Origin of the sequence: Pseudomarimonas salicorniae (assembly GCF_023156535.1) — a bacterium.
GTDB lineage: Bacteria > Pseudomonadota > Gammaproteobacteria > Xanthomonadales > Xanthomonadaceae > Pseudomarimonas > Pseudomarimonas salicorniae.
Genome location: NZ_JALNMH010000001.1, coordinates 14639 through 33091 on the forward strand (window position 1 = coordinate 14639; position 18453 = coordinate 33091).

The window sequence follows — 18453 nt, forward strand, 5'->3', positions numbered from 1 at the left end:
ATGGCGCATGAATCCAGTCCCGCACCGCTGACCAGCGCGGAGCGCATCGACAGCCTTGACCTGCTGCGCGGGTTTGCCTTGCTCGGCATCCTGCTGATGAACATCCAGGTCTTCGCCATGCCCGGCCCGGCCTATACCAACCCGAGCAATTACGGCGACCTCGGCGGGGTCAATCTCTGGGTCTGGGTGCTCACTCACATCCTTGCCGACCAGAAGTTCATGTCGCTGTTCTCCATGCTGTTCGGCGCCGGGGTCTGCGTGTTCACCGAGCGGGCGATGGAGAAAACGGGGCACGCCGCCGCCCTGCACTACCGCCGCACCTTCTGGCTGCTGGTGTTCGGCCTGATCCATGCGCACCTGATCTGGTACGGCGACATCCTCTACAGCTACGCGCTGTGCGGCTTGCTGCTCTACCTGTTCCGCCGGCTCTCGCCGCGGGCGCTGCTGATCTGGAGCGCGGTCTTCCTGCTGGTCCCGGCGGTCTACAGCGGATTCATCCAATGGGCCATGCCCTACATCCCCGCCGAGGCCAAGGCGGGGATGATGCAGAGCTGGGCTCCCCCGGCCGAGAAGATCCAAGCCGAGGTCAGCGGCTATCAGGGCAGCTGGATCGAACAGCAGTCGCAGCGTCATCAGTCGGCACTGATGCTGGAAACCGTGGTGTTCGCGATCCATTTCTTCTGGCGCGCCATGGGCATGATGCTGCTCGGCATGGCCCTCTACAAACTCGGTGTATTGAGCGGCAGGCGCCCGCCGGCGTTCTACACGCGCATGCTGCTGATCGGCGCGATCCTCGGCATCAGCCTGTCGGCCTGGGGCGTGCACTGGAACTTCAGCCACGGCTGGAGCCTGGAAGCCTCGATGTTCGGTGGCTCGCTGTTCAACTATTTCGGCAGCATCGCGCTGGCGCTGGCCTATGTCGGGCTGGTGATCCGCCTGTACCAGGCGCAGGCCGCGGTCGGCCTGCAGCAGCGCCTGCGCGCGGTGGGCCGCATGGCGTTCAGCAACTACATCGCCCAGTCCCTGCTCTGCACCTTCGTCTTCTACGGCTTCGGCCTTGGCCTGTTCGGCCAGGTCGAGCGCTGGCAGCAGCTGCTCGTGGTGCTGGCGGTGTGGACGCTGCAGCTGATCTGGTCCCCGATCTGGATGCGCCACTTCCTCTTCGGACCGCTGGAGTGGCTGTGGCGCGCGTTGAGCTACATGCAGCGACCGCGGATGCGGCGGGTCTGACCCGACTGGACTGATCACGCGCCAATGGTTTTCGCCCTCTGCCGCGTGTCGGCCATAAGCGAGACATGCGAGGCGATCGGCGCCCGCGGGCAGCGCAAGGCGCGGTGAGTCGGGGAGCCGGGATGGCCGCGACCTCGGTGGGTCTGGGAGAATCCGGGCAGCTACCTGAAGAACGCCTCCGGCGCCGTCGGGGCAGACTGCGGCCTATGAACGATCCAACTCAGCCCACGCATCGGGACTCGGATGACTTCCGCGTGGGCGGGCGCGAGATGACCCGGATCGAAACATTCACCGATGCCGCCTTCGCGTTCGCGCTGACGCTGTTGGTCATCTCGCTCGATCCGCCGACCACCATGCAGTCGCTGAGTGACACGCTTGTTCACGTGCCGGGCTTCCTGCTCGGGGCCACCCTGCTGATGGTGTTCTGGAACGCGCATCGCCGCTGGAGCCGGCGCTTCGGGCTGGACGATAGCGCGACCACCCTGCTCAGCTGTCTGCTGGTGTTCACTGTCCTGCTCTTTGTCTATCCGCTCCGCTACATGACCAGTGCGCTTTCGGGCTTCATCGCCAGCCTCACCGGGCTGCCGGTGGGCCCCGACATCCATTCCCTCGGCCTCGCCGGGCAGGAGGACGTCAACCGGATGTTCGTCATCTATGGCGTGGGGTTCATGGCCATGTCGGTGAGCATCGTGCTGCTGAACGTGCACGCTGGCGGCGCCGTGAGAGCCTGGGCCTGAGCCACGCCGAACGGATCGAGACCAGGGTGGAGATCGGCACCTGGTGCATTCTCTTCGCGGCGGGCCTGCTGTCGACGGCGGTCGCCGCTGCGCTGCCGCACATCCAGCCCGTTGCCGGCTGGGTCTACGCGCCGCTTGGCATCGTGATTCCGTTCTTCGCCTGGCTTACGCGTCGGGCGTGCAAGAAAGCCTTGCCCCCTCCAGACGCCGCCTGAGCACTGGCAGCCGCCGAAGGCGGATCCCGCGCGGGTTTGCTCAGGGCCGCGCGAGGTCGCGCATCGCGCGATCCTGCTGCATGTCGGTGCGGCGCATCGAGCCGTCTCCGAGCAGGATGGCGAACAGCTTGCCGATCCTGCGCCAGAGGCTTTCCTCGACGTAGGGCACTCCGTGGCGTTCGCAGATCCTGCGCACTTCGGGCGCCGCCTCGCGGTACTTCAGCGCCGGCAGGTCGGGCCAGAGATGGTGCTCGATCTGGTAGTTGAGGTGGCACATGAGGAAATCCGAGACCGGGCCACGACTTGTGTAGTTGACCGATCCGCTGACCTGCTGCAGGTAGAACTCGGCGCGCCCGCGGGTGCCGCCATCGAAGCGGTGCAGGTCGTCCCCGGTGTGGTTGGGCGCGATGATCAGGAATGACCACAGGTTGGCCATGGCCTCGGCCATCAGCGAGGTCAGCAGCACCGAGAGCCAGGCCCAGGTGCCCAGCGGCAGGAACAGAGCGGGAACGAGGCCGAAGCGAAACAGCGTGTAGGGAAGAAGGCAGCCAAGATAGTAGGCAAGCCCGTCGCGGCTGCCGGGCCAGAGCAGACGCTCGCCGGGCACCACGATGCGCCAGGCCTCGCCCGGGGTTGCCAGCCGCGGCGCGCGGTCCCCGCGCCCTGCCGCGCGCAGGCGCTGGCTGCGACGCAGGGTCCAAAGGGTGTTGGGCGCGTAGTAGAGCGCCTTCCAGCTGAGCATGAAGACGCCGAGCATCAGCCACTTCAGCGGACGCGGCACGCGCTGTGCGCGGATCAGCCAGGCATTGCGCTCGACCAGGTCGGGATCCTCGCGCTGCCCGGTGTGGTAGTGGTGCAGCTGGTTGTGCTCGTGGCACCAGGCCTCGGGAATGATCCAGTCCGGCCAGTCGAGGAAGCGCCGCCAGCCCCGGGCGAACACGCCGCTGCGCCAGCGCGGCGGGCAGCCGGGAACGGCGTCGTAGCCGCGATGAAGGACATGGTGTGCCACGTTGCCCCAGCGCGCGGTGATGCCCTGGGCGATCAACAAGGCCGCCAGCGGATTGGGAAACAGCCAGGCGCTGGCGTAGCCGAGCAGCGTGCACAGCCTGCCCCAGCGCGCCATGCGGGCGAGATGGACCAGGTCCTCCACGCCCAGTTCCGCCTTCAGGCGGGCGTGCAGCGCATCCAGCTCGGCACCGAAGGATCTGAGGTCGACGGCGGCCAGTGAAGAATGCAGCGCGGGCGGTTCCTCGCGCCAGGGCTGACGCGAGGCGGGAGCAGGAGCGGGGGCGGTCATGCGCATACGATAGGCAATCCGCAGGGTGATGGCGATGGCGTGGTTCAGCGCACCGTTGAGGCCCGCGGCAATCTTCTTCATGGCCGTGGCAAGCATCAGGACGAGGCATCCCGGCCGGGCACCGTCCGAGCCAGCCTCGCCGTCCCCGCGGAGGCCGGGATCCACTGTTCTCGCATGCCTGCTCAGGAAGGCGCTGGATGACCGCCGTTGCAGGAATGAGGCTGCGCCCACCACCTGTTCAGAGCGTTCCCGGAAGGCGACGATTCCGTCGCGCTTGGCCGGGCCGACGCGGCGGGCAGCAGCAGGCAGCCGTGGTGGCGCTGCTCGCGGCCGTACCTATCCGGATGCCCCACGCGGAAGCTCCAGTCGGTTGTCCCGGCGGTCGGCCTCGATGCGCAATCCGTCCGGGTCCACCACCACCGCTGCCGGCTGGGTGTCGGAATCCAGCTCGATACGCGTGAGGTCCCGCTGAACGTGCAGCACATGCCGTTCCGGCTGCCTGCTGTCCGCAGCGCCCCCGGCGGGCAACACCTCGAACGTGAGCGGTTCATCGATAGCTATCCGCTGCGTGCCGCCGCGGCCGTCCGGGCGGCTGCGCTCCGCAGTCAGGTCGAAGCCGATGCTGTAACGGCCGTCCGCGCGCCGTACCACGTCGGGGTTGCCGAGCTGCATGCGGTACTCCACCACGTCGGCCAACCAGTCATCGACCAGGGGCCTCCAGCGCGGCGGTGCCGCCGCACGCAGGCTGCGATGCAGGTCGGCTCCTGTGGCAGTCAGGCCGTGCTGGTGGGCCTCCAGGAATTCCCGCAGCGCGGCGTTCAGTTGCGACTCGCCGATCAGGTCGGCCAGGGCGAGCAGCACCAGCGGTCCCTTGCCGTAGGTCAGATGGGCCGCCTCGGCCCGCGCCAGCGGGGTTTCGGGATGCTCGGCCTGCGCCCGTCCCGAGAAGTAGCGGCGGCGGTTGTAGTCGTTCAGGCGCTCACGCATCTCGGCCCCGCCGAGCTGCCCGAGCACCTGCGCCTCGATGTACTTGGCCAGCGACTCGGTTATGAACTTCTCGCCGGGTCCGATGCGTGGCATCAGGCGCTCGCCCCACCACTGGTGGGCGACCTCGTGGATGGTGTTGCGCAGCACATTGTTGATCCGGGCCGGTGCCGCCGCGTTCTCGACGAACAGTCGCTCGTTGAGGGCGATCACGCCTGCCGAGGCCCGGCCGCCGAAGCCCTGGACCCGGGGCACCTCGACGATGCGCAAGGACGCATAGGGATAGTCACCGAACCAGCGCTCGCAGTAGTCCAGCGTGGCACGCACGGCCGCCAGCATGGCCTCGACGTTGTGTCCATGATCCGGGTGCAGATGGAACTCGATCGGCAGCCCGCGATGCTCGAACTCGCGTAGCTGGTAGCGCGCGGAGAAGTAGCCGATCAGGGGATAGACCGGCGCTTCGGTCCGATAGCGCACGTAGCGGCGCTGGCCTTCGATCCACGCCGCTTCGCGCCGGCCGGAGCTCACCGGCCATTGCGTGCCCGTGGTGGACATGAGTACGTCCATCCGACGCTTCTCGGTGATCAGCGGCTGAGCGCCCTCTCCGTGCGGATCCTCGGCCGCCCCGCCGGGTCGCTCGGGCAGCCCGAGACGCTGCCGCTCGGTGGCGTCTTCGACCTCCAGGGCCTCGACGTAGCCCAGCGCCGGTTCGAAGCGTCCATGGTGGAAGTAGCTGCCGTTCGACACCAGGCCGGTGTCGATTGCGAAGGGCTGCGAGCGGAAGCGAACCGCGTAGGACAGGCGCGATTCGCCCCCGGCCTGCAGCGGCGTCGAAAAGCGGAACAGATAGACGTGCCAGCCCGTCCCGTGCCTCGCCTCCTGCAGCTCGGCCCCTTCGATGCGCACCGTCTCAAGACGCGCGGGCGAGGTCAGCATCAGCTGGCTCAGGGGCGCGTCGCTGCGATTGTGCAGCCGGCTGTCGGCGCTGAATGCCAACGCTCGCTGCTCGGGGTCGAGGTCGACGCGCACCTCGCTGGCGCTGAGCTGCGGCACCGGCGCGCCACGAAAGGCAGCGAACTCGCGCTCGTAGTCCGCACGTCCCTGGAGGCGCGCCTCGGGGCCGAGATAGTCGTGATGCTCGGGCATCCGGACCTGCAGCAAGCTTGCTGACGCGCCCCAGGCGAACACGCTCAGTGCGATGGCGCCAGAGAGGAACGGGCGTCTGCGAACCGCCTCGACCATCGCCAGGCCCTGCAATTCGCCGCGTGGCCAGGCGGCCACACCGAGCAGCGAGAAGGCCAGGGCCAGCAGGCAGGCGTGCCAGGCGAGACGGTCGAACCGGTCGGCCAGCGCGCCGTAGCCGTAAAGATCGGAGTGCGCCCGAAGCAACTCGGGAAAGGGGTCGAACTGCAGCCCCGGGTACTCGCCCAGCCAACGCGGCAGCAGCGCGTGCACGAGGATCATCCAGCCCGCGGCGAGCAGCAAGCCGGTGTAGCGGTTGGCCCGGGCCGTCCGCGACCAGCACGCCTGCAGGCCAAGCAGGGCCGCGGCCTGCAGCAGCAAGGGCAGGCCGAAGTAGTAGTAGAGCGCCAGGTAATGGGAAAGGTTGAGCGGGGCGAAGCCCACCGCGACCTGGTAGCACACCGACATCAGGATCAACACGCTGATGCAGATCAGCGGAATGGAGGCCAGCGCGATCCACTTGGCCATGAACACGCTTGCGTTCCCAACGGCAGACGCGTCGATGAGTGCATCGATGCGCCAACGCCGTTCGACCCAGGTCAGCTCACTGCTGTACAGCGCGAGCAGGGCGCTGACGAAGACGGCCAAGGGCTCGGCGGCGTGGGCGATGATCACCGAGGTCGTGGGATAGCGACCGGAGTATTCGCCCAGGCTGAACCCGCCCACCGCCAGGATGATGCCCGCCCCGACCAGCGCCACCCAGATCAGCAGGAAGACCGGCATCGACCAGCCCCGGTAGAGCAGGTCGAGCTGCTGGCGGGCGAGACGGAGGATCTGCGCGCCCGCGCGCAGCCGCGGTCGCGCCAGCATGGACAGCGCAGCGGGCGACAGGAACACGGCTGTCGGCACGCCAGGCGAACGCGCGTCGATCGCGCCAGCGGACCGCTTGGACGGACGATGCGTCCTTGCCGTCGGCCCCCATCGGGACTCCGCGCGAAGCTGCCGGCGCATTCGCCAACAGGCGCCGAGGCCGATCAGGCCCCACAGCCCGCGATTGAGCCACCATGCGGAGTCCGGCTGCAGCCCTGCGCCTTCCTTCTGCGCCGGCGTCCAGAACTGTGTCTGTTCGAAGAATCCGACCAGGGCGAAGGGATCGAGCAGCGCAAGCACGCCGAGCAGCTCGCCGCGCGCCATCACGCTGGGGCCGAAAAGCGGTGCGTGGCTGATGCCAAGGCACAGCCATGAGAGCAGCAGCAGGGAAAGGGCTGCCGCATAGGTGATCGGCGCGCGCCGCCAACGCAGGCCCACCCAGGAGAGCAGGACGCAGCTGATCCAGACATTGGGCACGACGAACATCAGCCACGGCCGCAGCACCCGGTCCCATACCGGAGGCTGGCCGGCGCCGTCATGGGCGAACTGGAAGCCCGTCCAGATGCCCAGACCGATCAGCGAGGTGAGCGACAACACCGAGGCCTGGGTCACCCAGGCCCTGCTGCGCCAGCGGACGAGGGGCTTGCGCAGCCCGATCAGATCAGCGAAGCGGTGCTCCTCGTCACGCAGGGCATCCTGGCTGCAGAACAGCATCGCCATCAGGCAGGACAGGCTGGAGCTGAGCGCGATGAAGTAGGCGATCCGGTAGGGCGCTGCCATCGACAGATTCGCCATGTGCTGGCCGATGTCGTCCTGAGTGAGCGTGATGCCGTAGCCCAAGCAGGCGACGGCGATCAGCCAGAGCGCAGGCTGGCGCGCGCGGACCGTGCTCTCGAATGCCAGTAGCGCACTAAACACGGGAGGCCGCCTCGCAGCTCCTTGAGCCATCCCTGTCGTCCACGCCCGATGGCCCCGAGCCGTCGACCTCCGCGTCGCCGCAAGCGAGGACATGGAAATAGCCGTCCTCCAGATCGGCTTGCGCGGTTTCAAAGCCTGCTCCGGGGCAGGCTTCGGCGCTGACCCGGATCCGGGCGGCGCCGCCGATGATGCGCGTCGACAGCAGGCGACACCCGGGCCCCGCGGCGCGTGCGGCCTCGGGCGAGGCGGTCCAGAGCCGGCCGCGCAGTCGCTGCACCAGGGCCTCGGGCGTCCCGCTGAAACGCAGGCGGCCGTGGTCCAGCACCGCCATCTGCCGACACAGGTTGCGCACGTCGTCGACGATGTGGGTGGAGAGCAGCACCACCATCTGTTCCGACAGCCCGCACAGCAGCTGGTGGAAGCGATTGCGCTCGCTTGGATCGAGCCCGGCGGTGGGCTCATCGACCACCAGCAGCCGCGGCTGTCCCAGAAGGGCCTGGGCGATGCCGAAGCGCTGGCGCATGCCGCCGGAGTACTCGGAGACCGCCGCATGCCGGTCAGCGAACAGGCCGGTTCGCTCAAGCAGCTGATCGATCTGCATGCGCCGCGGACGGGCGTCGGTGAAACCCTTGACGATGGCGAGGTAGTCGAGCAGCCGAACCGCGGACAGCCCCGGATACACACCGAAATCCTGCGGCAGATAGCCGAGCTGGGCGCGCAGGGGCCCGGGATCCTGCTGGGTGTCGATATCGTTGAAGCGGATGCTGCCGGTATCGATGCGCTGCAGCGTGGCCACGCTGCGCATCAGGGTCGACTTGCCTGCGCCATTCGGGCCCAGCAGCCCGAACAGGCCATTGCCGAGGCTCAGGGTGACGCTGTCGAGCGCCCGCCTGCCACGGCGGTAGGTCTTGCCGACGTTGTGAATGATCAGCCGGTTCTCGCCGCCAGCGGCTGCTCGACTGGCAGGCTGCGCTGCTCGGTCTGGGGTGGTCATGCCGTTCTCCGAATCACACTGCTGTGCGTCGGATACCCATATAGCCGCATAGCGGCCGCCTGTGGGGCCAGCGCGCCGCCTATCGTGCGAACTGCTCTCCGTCGGGGACGAAGGCTGCAACGGACGGGGTGAACCGCTTCGTCCGTGCGGCGAGGCCTTTGGCACTGCGGATCGCGGTGTTCGTCATGATCGGGTCGCCCATGCGCGGGCGTCCGCGTATCCTGCGCGCAATTCGACCAGCACGGCCGCGGCAGGGTGGGCGTGGCGCAGGCAGGACTTCGGAATTGAATCGGACAGGCGCGCACGGCAAGGCTGCACCGCACGCGGGCAAGGGCGAGCGTCCTCTTGTTGCCGAGTCCCGCTCAGCCCCGCCGGGCGGCCGCTTCCGATGGATGCGCAAGCACGGGCCTCCGATCGTCGCGGTTCTGGCCGTGCTCGGGTTGGGCCTTGAGCTGCTGGAACAGGTCGCGCGCTGCGAGTGCCCCGCCTGGCTCGACTTCCCGGGGCAGGGCCAGCCGGCGGGGTTGGCGACGATCTATCTGGGGCTGTGCTACCTGACCTTCCTGGCCATGCTGGTGTCGGCGTGGTGGCGGCGCGCAACGCCACGATCCGGACGCAGCGGCCTGCTCGCCACCGTGGCCCGCGCGATGGACCAGCACAACCTCGTGGTCAGCCTCGGTGTCGGTCTTCTCTTGCTCCCGGTCTTTGCCCATACGCACTCGATCCGCTGGGTCAACAACCTGTCGATAGCGCTGGCCTTTGCCTTGCTGATGTTTCGCGTCGTGCTCTGGGTGCAGCCGAGGATGGCCTCCGCCGGCTACGCGATCTCCAGCACCGGACAGCGCCTGTACATCGCCTACGCCGTGCTGATCCTGCTGCTGATCGGGCTCGCACCCACGGTCGATGATCGCGATCCGCTGGGCACGCGCTTCCAGCTGCACGTGCTGATCGCCCTGCTCGCCCTGCATCTGGCCTACACCTGGGTCAGCGGACAGCTGCGCCTGCTGCGCCAGCTGCGGAGCGAGCGTGCCCACGCGGAGCTGAGCCTGCTGAAGAGCCAGGTCGCCCCGCATTTCCTTTTCAACTCACTGAACAACCTGTATGGCCTGGCGCGGGAGAAGTCGGACCGGGCACCCGAGCTCATCCTTCGCCTGTCGGATCTGCTGCGCCACAGCGTCTATCAGGGCAGCAGGGCCAGAGTCCCGCTGGAGGACGAGATCGAGCACCTGGAGGGCTATGTCGCGCTGCAGGAGATCCGCCACGCCAGGCCGGTCCGCGTGGACCTCGATGTCCGTCTGGACGAGAGGCAAGGCGAAGGCGGGACGGAGGTGGCGGGTGCGGGGTATCTCATCGCACCGATGCTGCTCATCGTGCTGCTGGAGAACGCCTACAAGCACGGGGTGGACAGCGTGGCCGGGGATGCCTACATCGACCTGCAGCTGCATGTGCAGTCCGGCCGGCTGTGCCTGCGCATCCGCAACAACTTCGAGCCGGCGGGACAGCCGTCCGCTCATTCCGGACTCGGCCTTGCCAATCTGCGTCGGCGGCTGGAGCTGGAGTATCCGGGTCGTCATCGATTCGAGCAGCGCAGCGAAGCCGGGCACTTCGAGGTCTGGCTCGAGCTGCCGCTGGACACGGCCGTGGAGGACGAGGCCGCATGAGCCCGGCGCGTGGACCGTTTCGATGCCTGGTGGTCGACGATGAGCCGATCGCACACCGGATCATCGACGACTATTGCCGCGCCCTTCCGCACCTGCAGCCGGTGCGGCACGCATTCGATGCGATGCAGGCGATGGGCATGCTGGCCGAGGAGTCTTTCGACCTGCTTCTGCTCGACCTCAACATGCCGCGTCTGGGGGGCTTCGATTTCCTGCGCAGTGTGCAGCTCAGCTGCCCGGTGATCGTCACCACGGCGCACGCCGAGCATGCGCTCGAGGGATTCGAGCTGCATGTCTGCGACTACCTGCTCAAGCCGGTCTCGTTCGAGCGATTCGTCAAGGCGGTGAACCGGGCGCTGCCGCCAGTCGCGCCTGCTGCGTGTGAGGCAGCCCCGGCGCCGGGCGCAGCGGGCGATGCCCTGCCACGCAGCCTCTTCATCAAGGGCGACCGGAAACATCATCAGCTTGCGCTGGCCGACATCCGCTACGTCGAAGCCTGCGGCAACTACTGCGTGGTTCGAGCCAACGATGGCAGCATCATCACCCCGCAGAGCCTGTCGGGCATGGAGCGAAGCCTGCCTGCCGAGCAGTTCCTGCGCGTGCACAAGTCCTATCTTGTGGCGATCGCGCGGATCCGGTCGGTCAGCGCGACCTCGCTGCAGGTCGGCGACGACACGGTGCCGATCGGTCCGTCCTACCGCAAGCAGGTCTTTGCACGTCTGCAGATCGACGGGGCGAACGGCTGAGCTGCGGGTAGCGTCGATCCAAGCTGACGATCGACAAAGCCAGGCGCGCATCGGATTTCCAGCGGCTCTGCCCATGCGCAGCAACCGACCACGATGCGCCGGGCCAGCATCGGGCCCTGGTCATGCGAGTCCATACTTGCGCCCTGGCAGCCGGATCGGCACTCGCTGAAGAATCGCCGAGCCTGTCCGAGGTGGCGCCCGAGCTGCTACGGCGCCGGCGCGGCGAGAAACCGCCCGGCGCGGCGTGGACGGCAAGGGATGCGAGATCCATGCGCGATCCGGCGAACGCCTGACCGGGTGGACTGGCCCGCGATCCTCCTAGCGTTCATCGACATCTCGAACTCGACCGACCAGCCAACCGCTGAATGCCAGGATCGCGCCGACAGCGAGAAAGGCGACCAAAGCCAATCCGTAGTATCCGAATCCCAGAGCCAGCCCTATGCCCCCGGCGGACCAGATGCTGGCACCGGTCGCCGTGCCGACGACATCGCCTTCGCCGCGATGGATGATGGCGCCGGCCCCCAGAAAACCGATGCCGGTCAGGACGCCGGCGATGATCTTGGCGAGGTCCACGCTTACGACGGGGTCGGCGTTGGAGAACTCCGAGTAGAGCTCCTGACCGAGCACGGCGATGATGCAGGTGGTCACCGCGACGATCATGTAGGCTCTGAAATCGATGGGCTTGTTCTTCGAAGCCCGATCAAGGCCAAGCAGCAACCCGAACAGCATGGCGAGCCCGACTCGAAGGAACAGCTCCGGCCAGCTCACGTAGGTCAACGACAGTTCGGAGTAGAGACGCTCCATCCCGAGGCAGGTCTTTCCTATCGCGTGTCGAATGGCGTCAGGAGAGTCGGACGCCCTTTGCAGCCAGTCTGCCGAGTAGCCGGCAGTGCCGCAAGCTGAGCTGTGCGGGGCAGAGCGTTGTTCGGAGCATGGGATCATGGCGTCGCGGGGCCGCGTAGCGACGCGTACAGAAGCGTAAGCCCAGCCCAGCCCAGCCCAACCCAGCCCCGTCGCGCGCGTAGCGGCCGGCACGGTGGACAGCCAGCCGTGGACAGCATCCTGTCACCCGTCAGCCATCAGCGCGCTCGCCAGCCCCGCTGACCAGGCCCGCAGGCACCTGTGACCAGGACCGGCAGCAGACCAACCGACAGGAACCGGCCAGGTGTGCGTGTTCGCGGAGCCAGGCGCAAAGCGGATATTCATAGGGTGCGGCTGGCCGCACCGGGCGTACCGTCCGAACGCCCGTGTCGGTGCGCCCAAGGCACATCCTGTGGGGCTTCGCCGACGCCCAACGCAGCCCGACTGTAGGAGTGCACATGGGCGCGACCGCGGCGTGACGTACTCACCACAGACCGAGGCCAGAGCGAAGCTCCGCGGTCGCGGCCATGTCCGCTCCTACGAAAAGCCCGCCCGATCGGGGTCGGTGGCGAATTTCCGATTTGTGCCCACAGCACACATTGCCAGACGCTTACTCCGGGTTGGTTGCAGCCGCTCAGCGCCTCGCCGGAACCGGGCAGCAGGCCTGGTGTCCTGTCCCGGAAGTACGTTGTTGGATTCGCGAAGTGGATGCGTCGCCGAGGCGAGGCGCGAGAAGGAGGCATAGCAGCGCTATGGCGACGCCGACCGAGCGCAGCGAAGGCGTAGCGGGCAAAGCCCGAGCTGGTGCGCGGCGGCCGAACGACGCAGCATCGGGGGCGCAGACCCAGCGAGTTCTGCGATGTGTTCGCGGGACAGGAAACTGACAGTGGGCGGGTCGCACCGGCAAATCCGGTCGGGCAGTTTGGCAACGAGCGGTCAACTCGCTGATTCTGCGCAGCATCCCGTGGTCTGCGACAGAAGGCCCCGAGGCGCGGCATGCAGGGCTCGGGGCAGGGACGTCTGCGCGGGCTTGCCCCTGCAGTCACGCGTGTCTACCAGCCTTTGCTGTGCTTCTCATCGGATGTTTCCGCCGCGCAGGAAGCAGGTTCTGCGGCCCGGGTGCCAGAAAGCACAAAGCCCGGCGCAAGGCCGGGCTTTGTGGTGGAGCTTGATGTGTAGCGGGACTTAGAAGTCCATGCCACCCATGCCGCCCATGCCGCCACCGCCGTGGTCGTGGCCGCCGGCCGCTTCCTTCTTCGGCAGCTCGGCCACCATGGCTTCGGTGGTGATCATCAGGCCGGCGATCGAGGCGGCGTTCTGCAGGGCAGAACGGGTCACCTTGGTCGGGTCCAGGATGCCCATCTCGATCATGTCGCCGAACTCGCCGGTAGCCGCGTTGTAGCCGAAGTTGTCCTTGCCTTCGGCGACCTTGTTCAGCACCACGGAGGGCTCTTCACCGCAGTTGGTGACGATCTCGCGCAGCGGGGCTTCCATGGCGCGCAGGGCGATGGCGATGCCGTGGTTCTGGTCTTCGTTGATGCCCTTGACCTTCTTCACAGCAGCCAGCGCACGGATCAAGGCGACGCCGCCGCCCGGCACCACGCCTTCTTCCACCGCCGCACGGGTCGCGTGCAGGGCGTCTTCGACGCGCGCCTTCTTCTCCTTCATCTCGACCTCGGTCGCAGCGCCGACCTTGATCACCGCCACGCCGCCGGCCAGCTTGGCCACGCGCTCCTGCAGCTTCTCGCGGTCGTAGTCGGAGGAGGTCTCCTCGATCTGCGCCTTGATCTGCTTGATGCGGGCCTGGATGGCCTCGCCTTCGCCGGCGCCGTCGATGATGGTGGTGTTCTCCTTGGAGATCTGCACCTTCTTCGCGCGGCCGAGGTCCTTGATGGTGGCCTTCTCGAGCTGCAGGCCGACTTCCTCGGAGATCACGGTGCCGCCGGTCAGGATGGCCATGTCTTCCAGCATCGCCTTGCGACGGTCGCCGAAGCCCGGGGCCTTGACGGCGCAGACCTTGACGATGCCGCGGATGGTGTTGACGACCAGGGTCGCCAGCGCCTCACCCTCGACTTCCTCGGCCACGATCAGCAGCGGCTTGCCGGCCTTGGCAACGCCTTCCAGCACCGGCAGCAGCTCGCGGACGTTGGAGATCTTCTTGTCGTGGAGCAGGATGAACGGGTCGTCCAGCTCGGCCTGCATCGACTGCTGGTTGTTGATGAAGTACGGCGACAGGTAGCCGCGGTCGAACTGCATGCCCTCGACGACGTCGAGCTCGTTCTCGAGACCCGAGCCTTCCTCGACAGTGATCACGCCTTCCTTGCCGACCTTCTTCATGGCGTCGGCGATGATGGTGCCGATCGACTCGTCGGAGTTGGCGGAGATGGTGCCGACCTGGGCGATGGCCTTGTCGTCAGCGGTCGGCTTGGAGAGCTTCTTCAGCTCTTCGACCGCGGCAATCACCGCCTTGTCAATGCCGCGCTTGAGGTCCATCGGGTTCATGCCGGCGGCCACGCCCTTCATGCCCTCGCGGATCAGCGCCTGGGCCAGGACGGTGGCGGTGGTGGTGCCGTCACCGGCGTTGTCGGAGGTCTTGGAAGCGACTTCCTTGACCATCTGCGCGCCCATGTTCTCGAACTTGTCGGACAGTTCGATTTCCTTGGCGACGGAGACGCCGTCCTTAGTGATGGTCGGGGCGCCGAAGCTCTTCTCGAGCACGACGTTGCGGCCCTTCGGGCCGAGGGTGACCTTGACCGCATTGGCCAGGACGTTCACGCCCTTGACCATGCGCGCACGGGCGTCTTCGGAGAAACGGACTTCTTTGGCTGCCATTGTTCTATTCCTCAGGATTCTTGATCGGACCCGGCCAAGGGCTCAGATGAAAGCCAGGGCTCAGGGAAAGCGGGCGAGGCGCGAGCGGCGGGGCTATTGGCTCTTCTGAGCCCTGAGCCCTCGCTGTTTTCTCGCAGCTATCTCGCTCAGTTGATGATCGCGAAGATGTCGTCTTCGCGGACGACCAGGTACTCGGTGCCGTCCACCTTGACCTCGGTGCCGCTGTACTTGCCGAACAGCACCTTGTCGCCCTTCTTGACCTTCAGCGAGCGGGTGCTGCCGTTATCCAGGGGCTTGCCCTCGCCGACGGCAACCACTTCGCCCTTGATCGGCTTCTCGGTCGCGGAGTCGGGGATGACGATGCCGCCAGCGGACATGCGCTCCTCTTCCATACGCTTGATGACCACGCGGTCGTTCAACGGCTGCAGATTCATGGGTGTCCCTCGTAACAGGTTGATTTTTCGTGACTTCGACGGTCTTTGTTAGCACTCACCGTCGGTGAGTGCTAATGCTATCGCGCAGCGATTCGGCTGTGAACCCCTGCTGCGGGCCACTTCATGGGGGCGGCGGCGCGGGTTTCAAGGGCGCGGGGGCCCGGGAGAGGCGCTTTGCGAGGGGCACGGGACCGGGCCGCGGGCACGCAGCGCAGTTCGGCAGCGATCGCGAGAAGCGGGCCCGGGTCTGCGAGCAATTCCCTATGGGCGCGCCCTGTCACCGGGGTTAGATTGGACGGGAAGTCCAGGGGAGGGATGGCATGCGCGTTCACCAGTTCATCGACCAGCTTCCGGAAGCACCCGACCCCGAAGTCGGGCTGGTACTCGTCTTTGCCCCGCCCGATGGATTCTCCGGGCGGGCCGCGGCGCTGCGCAGGGCCTTTCCTTCCGCGGCGATCGCCGGGTGCAGCGATGCCGGGATCATTGCCGGCGAGCGGGTCGATGACTTCGGTCTGGTGGCGACGGCGATCCGCTTCGATCGCACCCGTGCCCGGCTCGCGCGCGGCGAGGTCGGCGCCCAGCCGGGCGGCAGCGAGCAGGCCGGGCGGGCGATCGCCGAGGAGCTTGCAGGCGAGGGGCTGCGTCACGTCCTGGTCTTTGCCGACGGCCTGTGCGTCAACGGCTCGGCGCTTGCCGCCGGCATGCAGGCACGCCTGCCGCCAGGGGTCGCGGTGACCGGGGGCCTGGCCGGAGACGGCCCGCGCTTCACCCGCACCCGGGTCTACCACGACACCGACGTGCTCGATCGATCGGTGGTGGCCGTGGGCCTGTACGGCGATTCGCTGCGCGTCGGGTTCGGCTCGCAGGGCGGCTGGGAACCATTCGGCCCCGAGCGGCTGATCACGGCCAGCCGGGGAAACGTTCTGCTAAGCCTCGATGGCCAGCCGGCTCTCGAACTCTACAAGCGCTACCTTGGCGAACTCGCCGACCAGCTTCCCGCCGCCGGGCTCAAGTTTCCGCTTGCGCTGCGCGGAAGCGGCGAGCAGCGCGACGAGGGCATCGTCCGGACCATCCTCTCGGTCGACGAGCGCGACGGCAGCATGACCTTTGCCGGTGACATGCCGGAAGGCGCGTACGCGCGGCTGATGCGCGCCGACTTCGAGGCCCTGATCGACGGCGCCGAGGGCGCTGCCGGTCGAAGCAGTCTGAAGGATCAGGAAGCCGAACTGGCCCTGCTGATCTCCTGCGTCGGCCGCCGCCTGGTACTTGGCCAGATTGTCGAGGAAGAGGTGGACGCGGTACGCCAGACGCTGGGCCCGAAGCCTACCCTGTGCGGCTTCTACTCGTATGGCGAGATCGCTCCGCACCACGGCGGCGGCCCCTGCCGCCTGCATAACCAGACCATGACGATCACCACGCTGAGCGAAGCATGACCCTGCACCGCCTCCTGCTGCGCCAGCTCCGTCGGCATGCAGTCGACGAGACACGACAGCGGGAGCTGGCCGGCTTCCTTCACGCGGTGAGCCAGGCCTACGAGCAGGCCGACACCGACCGCAATCTTCTCGACCGCTCCCTGCAGCTGACCTCACGCGAACTGGTCGAACGCTACGAGCAGCTGCAGGCCCAGCTGCGCAGGCTCGAGTCCTCCGAAGAGGAGCTCAGGCACTCGCTGTCCCTGCTGCACGCGACGCTGGATGCCTCGGGCGAGGGCATGGCGGTGTTCGCACTCGATGGCAAGCTGGTCCAGCAGAACAAGCGCCTGCAGGCAGTCTTCCAGCTCACCGCGCCGCTAGCCGCAGACGCCACCCCGTCCCGACTGATACATACCCTGGCCCGGCGCGTGGCCCAGCCCGCTGCCCTGCTCGGCTTCATGCGCCGGGTGGCCGCCTCGCCCGAGGGCCGCCTGCAGGCCCAGTTCGGCCTCGCCGACGGCCGCCAGCTCTCGGTTTTCACCCAGCCGCAGCTGATGGAGGACCGGGTTGCCGGAAGAGTCTGGTGCTTCCGCGACATCACCGAGCAGCATCGGCAGGAGCAGCGGATCCGCCACCAGGCCGAGCATGACAGCCTCACCGGCCTGCCCAACCGCGCCCGCTTCGAGCAGGGGCTCGCGCTGGCCCTGGAACGCGCGTCGGCGCAGCACACCCAGCTGGCGGTGATGTTCATCGACCTCGATCATTTCAAGCGCATCAACGACAGCCACGGCCATCAGGTCGGCGATCAGGTGCTGGCCAAGGTGGCGGCCATGCTGCACGCCATCCTCCGCGACGACGACCTGCTCGCGCGCATGGGCGGTGACGAGTTCATCCTCCTCCTCGACCGCATCGACGGGCCGGCCCAGACCGAGGCCATCGCACGCCGGATCACCGATACGCTGTCGGCGCCGCTTGAGCTGGACGAGCGGCGCCTGCAGGTCCAGGCCAGCGTCGGCATCGCGCTCTACCCGCAGGATGGGGCCCACCCTGCCGAGCTGATCAGCCGGGCCGACATGGCGATGTACGAGGCCAAGCTGCGGGGCCGCAGCGCGATCCGCTACTTCGCCCCGGGAATCGAGCGCCAGCGCCGTCGAGAGACCGAGCTCCACGAACAGCTGGCGGGTGCTCTGGAGCGCGGCGAGTTCAGACTGGTGTTCCAGCCCCAGGTGCTGCTCGCCGACGGCGCCCTGATCGGTGCCGAGGCCCTGCTGCGATGGACCGATCCCATGGGCCGGCCGGTGAGCCCGACCGTGTTCGTGCCGGCTGCCGAACGATCCGGCCTGATCCGTCCACTGGGAGACTGGGTGCTCGGCCAGGCGCTGGACTGGCTGTGCCGCACCCCGCGGCCTGACCGGATGCGCGTGGCGGTTAATCTCTCGGCCCGGCAGCTGGACGATCCGCAGCTCGCCGAGCGGATCCTCGACCAGGTTCAGCGCCGGGGGCTGGGTGCCGAGCGGCTCGAGCTCGAGGTCACCGAGAGCATGCTGATGGAGAACCGCGAGGCCTGTATCGACAGCCTGCGCCAGCTCCGCGCAGCGGGGGTCCGCATCGCGGTCGACGACTTCGGCACCGGCTACTCATCGCTGAACTACCTGCGCTTCCTGCCGATCGACGTGCTCAAGATCGATCGCAGCTTCGTCAAGGACATGGCCGATGCCGAGGATGCGCGGGCGATCGTCCGCAGCATCATCGACCTCGCTCGCAACCTCGGCCTGGAGGTCGTCGCCGAGGGCATCGAGGACGCGCTCACCGCCTCGCTGCTGCTGGAGATGGGCTGCCCACTGGGTCAGGGCTATCACTTCGGCCGACCCGCGGATGCGCTGCCGGCAGCCTTGGCCGCCACCGACACCGCCGGCCGCCGATCGAAACCTCTTGGCGCTTGAATGCCGGCAGTCCCGGCGCTCCGGCCGGGCGCGCGGCGCGCCAGAGCCGGCTGCCGCTACCCCATGGCGAGCTCCGGAGAACCTCCGGGGCTCGGGCATTTTCCGGCTGCGTTCTGCATGCCGCCGGGCGCCCTGCACGG

13 protein-coding genes are annotated in these 18453 nt (G+C 67.7%); 7 read left to right on the forward strand and 6 right to left on the reverse strand.

From position 1 onward, the window contains the following. The 3 genes from M0G41_RS00060 (at position 1) to M0G41_RS00070 (ending at position 2182) form a co-directional block, all read left to right on the forward strand. Complete coding sequence (locus M0G41_RS00060; protein ID WP_248203959.1) at positions 1-1230, forward strand: DUF418 domain-containing protein; 1230 nt, start codon at positions 1-3, stop codon at positions 1228-1230. Positions 1231-1484: 254 nt separating this feature from the next. After that, the gene (locus tag M0G41_RS00065) at positions 1485-1967 is read left to right on the forward strand and encodes a TMEM175 family protein (RefSeq protein ID WP_248203960.1); all 483 of its coding nucleotides are present in this window, start codon (positions 1485-1487) and stop codon (positions 1965-1967) included. A 26-nt stretch (positions 1968-1993) separates the two neighbouring features. Continuing rightward, positions 1994-2182 (forward strand): hypothetical protein, encoded by a 189-nt coding sequence (locus tag M0G41_RS00070; RefSeq protein ID WP_248203962.1) that lies wholly within the window; start codon positions 1994-1996, stop codon positions 2180-2182. Between the two features lie 40 nt (positions 2183-2222). Here the strand turns inward: M0G41_RS00070 and M0G41_RS00075 are convergent, their stop codons facing one another. The 3 genes from M0G41_RS00075 to M0G41_RS00085 all read right to left on the reverse strand — a co-directional run bounded on the left by M0G41_RS00075 (position 2223) and on the right by M0G41_RS00085 (position 8427). Then, positions 2223-3575 (reverse strand): fatty acid desaturase family protein, encoded by a 1353-nt coding sequence (locus M0G41_RS00075; RefSeq protein ID WP_248203965.1) that lies wholly within the window; start codon positions 3573-3575, stop codon positions 2223-2225. Between the two features lie 240 nt (positions 3576-3815). Then, entirely contained in the window at positions 3816-7433 is a 3618-nt protein-coding gene (locus M0G41_RS18740) for a M1 family aminopeptidase (protein ID WP_248203967.1), read from the reverse strand. Beyond that, positions 7426-8427 (reverse strand): ATP-binding cassette domain-containing protein, encoded by a 1002-nt coding sequence (locus M0G41_RS00085; RefSeq protein ID WP_248203968.1) that lies wholly within the window; start codon positions 8425-8427, stop codon positions 7426-7428. Before M0G41_RS00085 ends, M0G41_RS18740 begins: the two co-directional genes overlap by 8 nt. 392 nt (positions 8428-8819) lie before the next feature. On the opposite strand from M0G41_RS00085, the gene M0G41_RS00090 reads away from it, so the two are divergent. Both M0G41_RS00090 and M0G41_RS00095 read left to right on the forward strand, forming a co-directional pair. After that, a complete protein-coding gene (locus M0G41_RS00090; protein WP_248203970.1) occupies positions 8820-10088 on the forward strand; it encodes a sensor histidine kinase in 1269 nt (422 codons plus the stop codon). Further along, the gene (locus M0G41_RS00095) at positions 10085-10831 is read left to right on the forward strand and encodes a LytR/AlgR family response regulator transcription factor (RefSeq protein WP_248203972.1); all 747 of its coding nucleotides are present in this window, start codon (positions 10085-10087) and stop codon (positions 10829-10831) included. The genes M0G41_RS00090 and M0G41_RS00095 overlap by 4 nt, the downstream gene beginning before the upstream one ends. Positions 10832-11149: 318 nt before the next feature. Here the strand turns inward: M0G41_RS00095 and M0G41_RS00100 are convergent, their stop codons facing one another. The 3 genes from M0G41_RS00100 to groES form a co-directional block, all read right to left on the reverse strand. Further along, the gene (locus M0G41_RS00100) at positions 11150-11635 is read right to left on the reverse strand and encodes an MgtC/SapB family protein (RefSeq protein ID WP_248203974.1); all 486 of its coding nucleotides are present in this window, start codon (positions 11633-11635) and stop codon (positions 11150-11152) included. A 1242-nt stretch (positions 11636-12877) separates the two neighbouring features. Next, complete coding sequence (gene groL, locus M0G41_RS00105) at positions 12878-14524, reverse strand: chaperonin GroEL (RefSeq protein WP_248203976.1); 1647 nt, start codon at positions 14522-14524, stop codon at positions 12878-12880. A gap of 146 nt (positions 14525-14670) precedes the next feature. Further along, entirely contained in the window at positions 14671-14958 is a 288-nt protein-coding gene (groES, locus tag M0G41_RS00110; protein WP_248203978.1) for a co-chaperone GroES, read from the reverse strand. Positions 14959-15278: 320 nt separating this feature from the next. Here groES and M0G41_RS00115 point away from each other — a divergent pair, with 320 nt between their 5' ends. Both M0G41_RS00115 and M0G41_RS00120 read left to right on the forward strand, forming a co-directional pair. After that, positions 15279-16391: an FIST signal transduction protein gene (locus M0G41_RS00115; protein WP_248203981.1), complete on the forward strand. Its 1113-nt coding sequence runs from the start codon at positions 15279-15281 to the stop codon at positions 16389-16391. Next, complete coding sequence (locus M0G41_RS00120; RefSeq protein ID WP_248203982.1) at positions 16388-18313, forward strand: putative bifunctional diguanylate cyclase/phosphodiesterase; 1926 nt, start codon at positions 16388-16390, stop codon at positions 18311-18313. Before M0G41_RS00115 ends, M0G41_RS00120 begins: the two co-directional genes overlap by 4 nt. Positions 18314-18453: the final 140 nt, after the last annotated feature.

What these genes read in the sequence shown, in the direction of transcription:
- M0G41_RS00060 (WP_248203959.1), top strand. Translation starts at nt 1, where the DNA reads ATGGCGCATGAATCCAGTCCCGCACCGCTGACCAGCGCGGAGCGCATC.
- M0G41_RS00075 (WP_248203965.1), bottom strand. Translation starts at nt 3,575, where the DNA reads ATGCTTGCCACGGCCATGAAGAAGATTGCCGCGGGCCTCAACGGTGCG.
- M0G41_RS00085 (WP_248203968.1), bottom strand. Translation starts at nt 8,427, where the DNA reads ATGACCACCCCAGACCGAGCAGCGCAGCCTGCCAGTCGAGCAGCCGCT.
- M0G41_RS00090 (WP_248203970.1), top strand. Translation starts at nt 8,820, where the DNA reads ATGCGCAAGCACGGGCCTCCGATCGTCGCGGTTCTGGCCGTGCTCGGG.
- M0G41_RS00095 (WP_248203972.1), top strand. Translation starts at nt 10,085, where the DNA reads ATGAGCCCGGCGCGTGGACCGTTTCGATGCCTGGTGGTCGACGATGAG.
- M0G41_RS00100 (WP_248203974.1), bottom strand. Translation starts at nt 11,635, where the DNA reads ATGGAGCGTCTCTACTCCGAACTGTCGTTGACCTACGTGAGCTGGCCG.
- groL (WP_248203976.1), bottom strand. Translation starts at nt 14,524, where the DNA reads ATGGCAGCCAAAGAAGTCCGTTTCTCCGAAGACGCCCGTGCGCGCATG.
- groES (WP_248203978.1), bottom strand. Translation starts at nt 14,958, where the DNA reads ATGAATCTGCAGCCGTTGAACGACCGCGTGGTCATCAAGCGTATGGAA.
- M0G41_RS00115 (WP_248203981.1), top strand. Translation starts at nt 15,279, where the DNA reads ATGCGCGTTCACCAGTTCATCGACCAGCTTCCGGAAGCACCCGACCCC.
- M0G41_RS00120 (WP_248203982.1), top strand. Translation starts at nt 16,388, where the DNA reads ATGACCCTGCACCGCCTCCTGCTGCGCCAGCTCCGTCGGCATGCAGTC.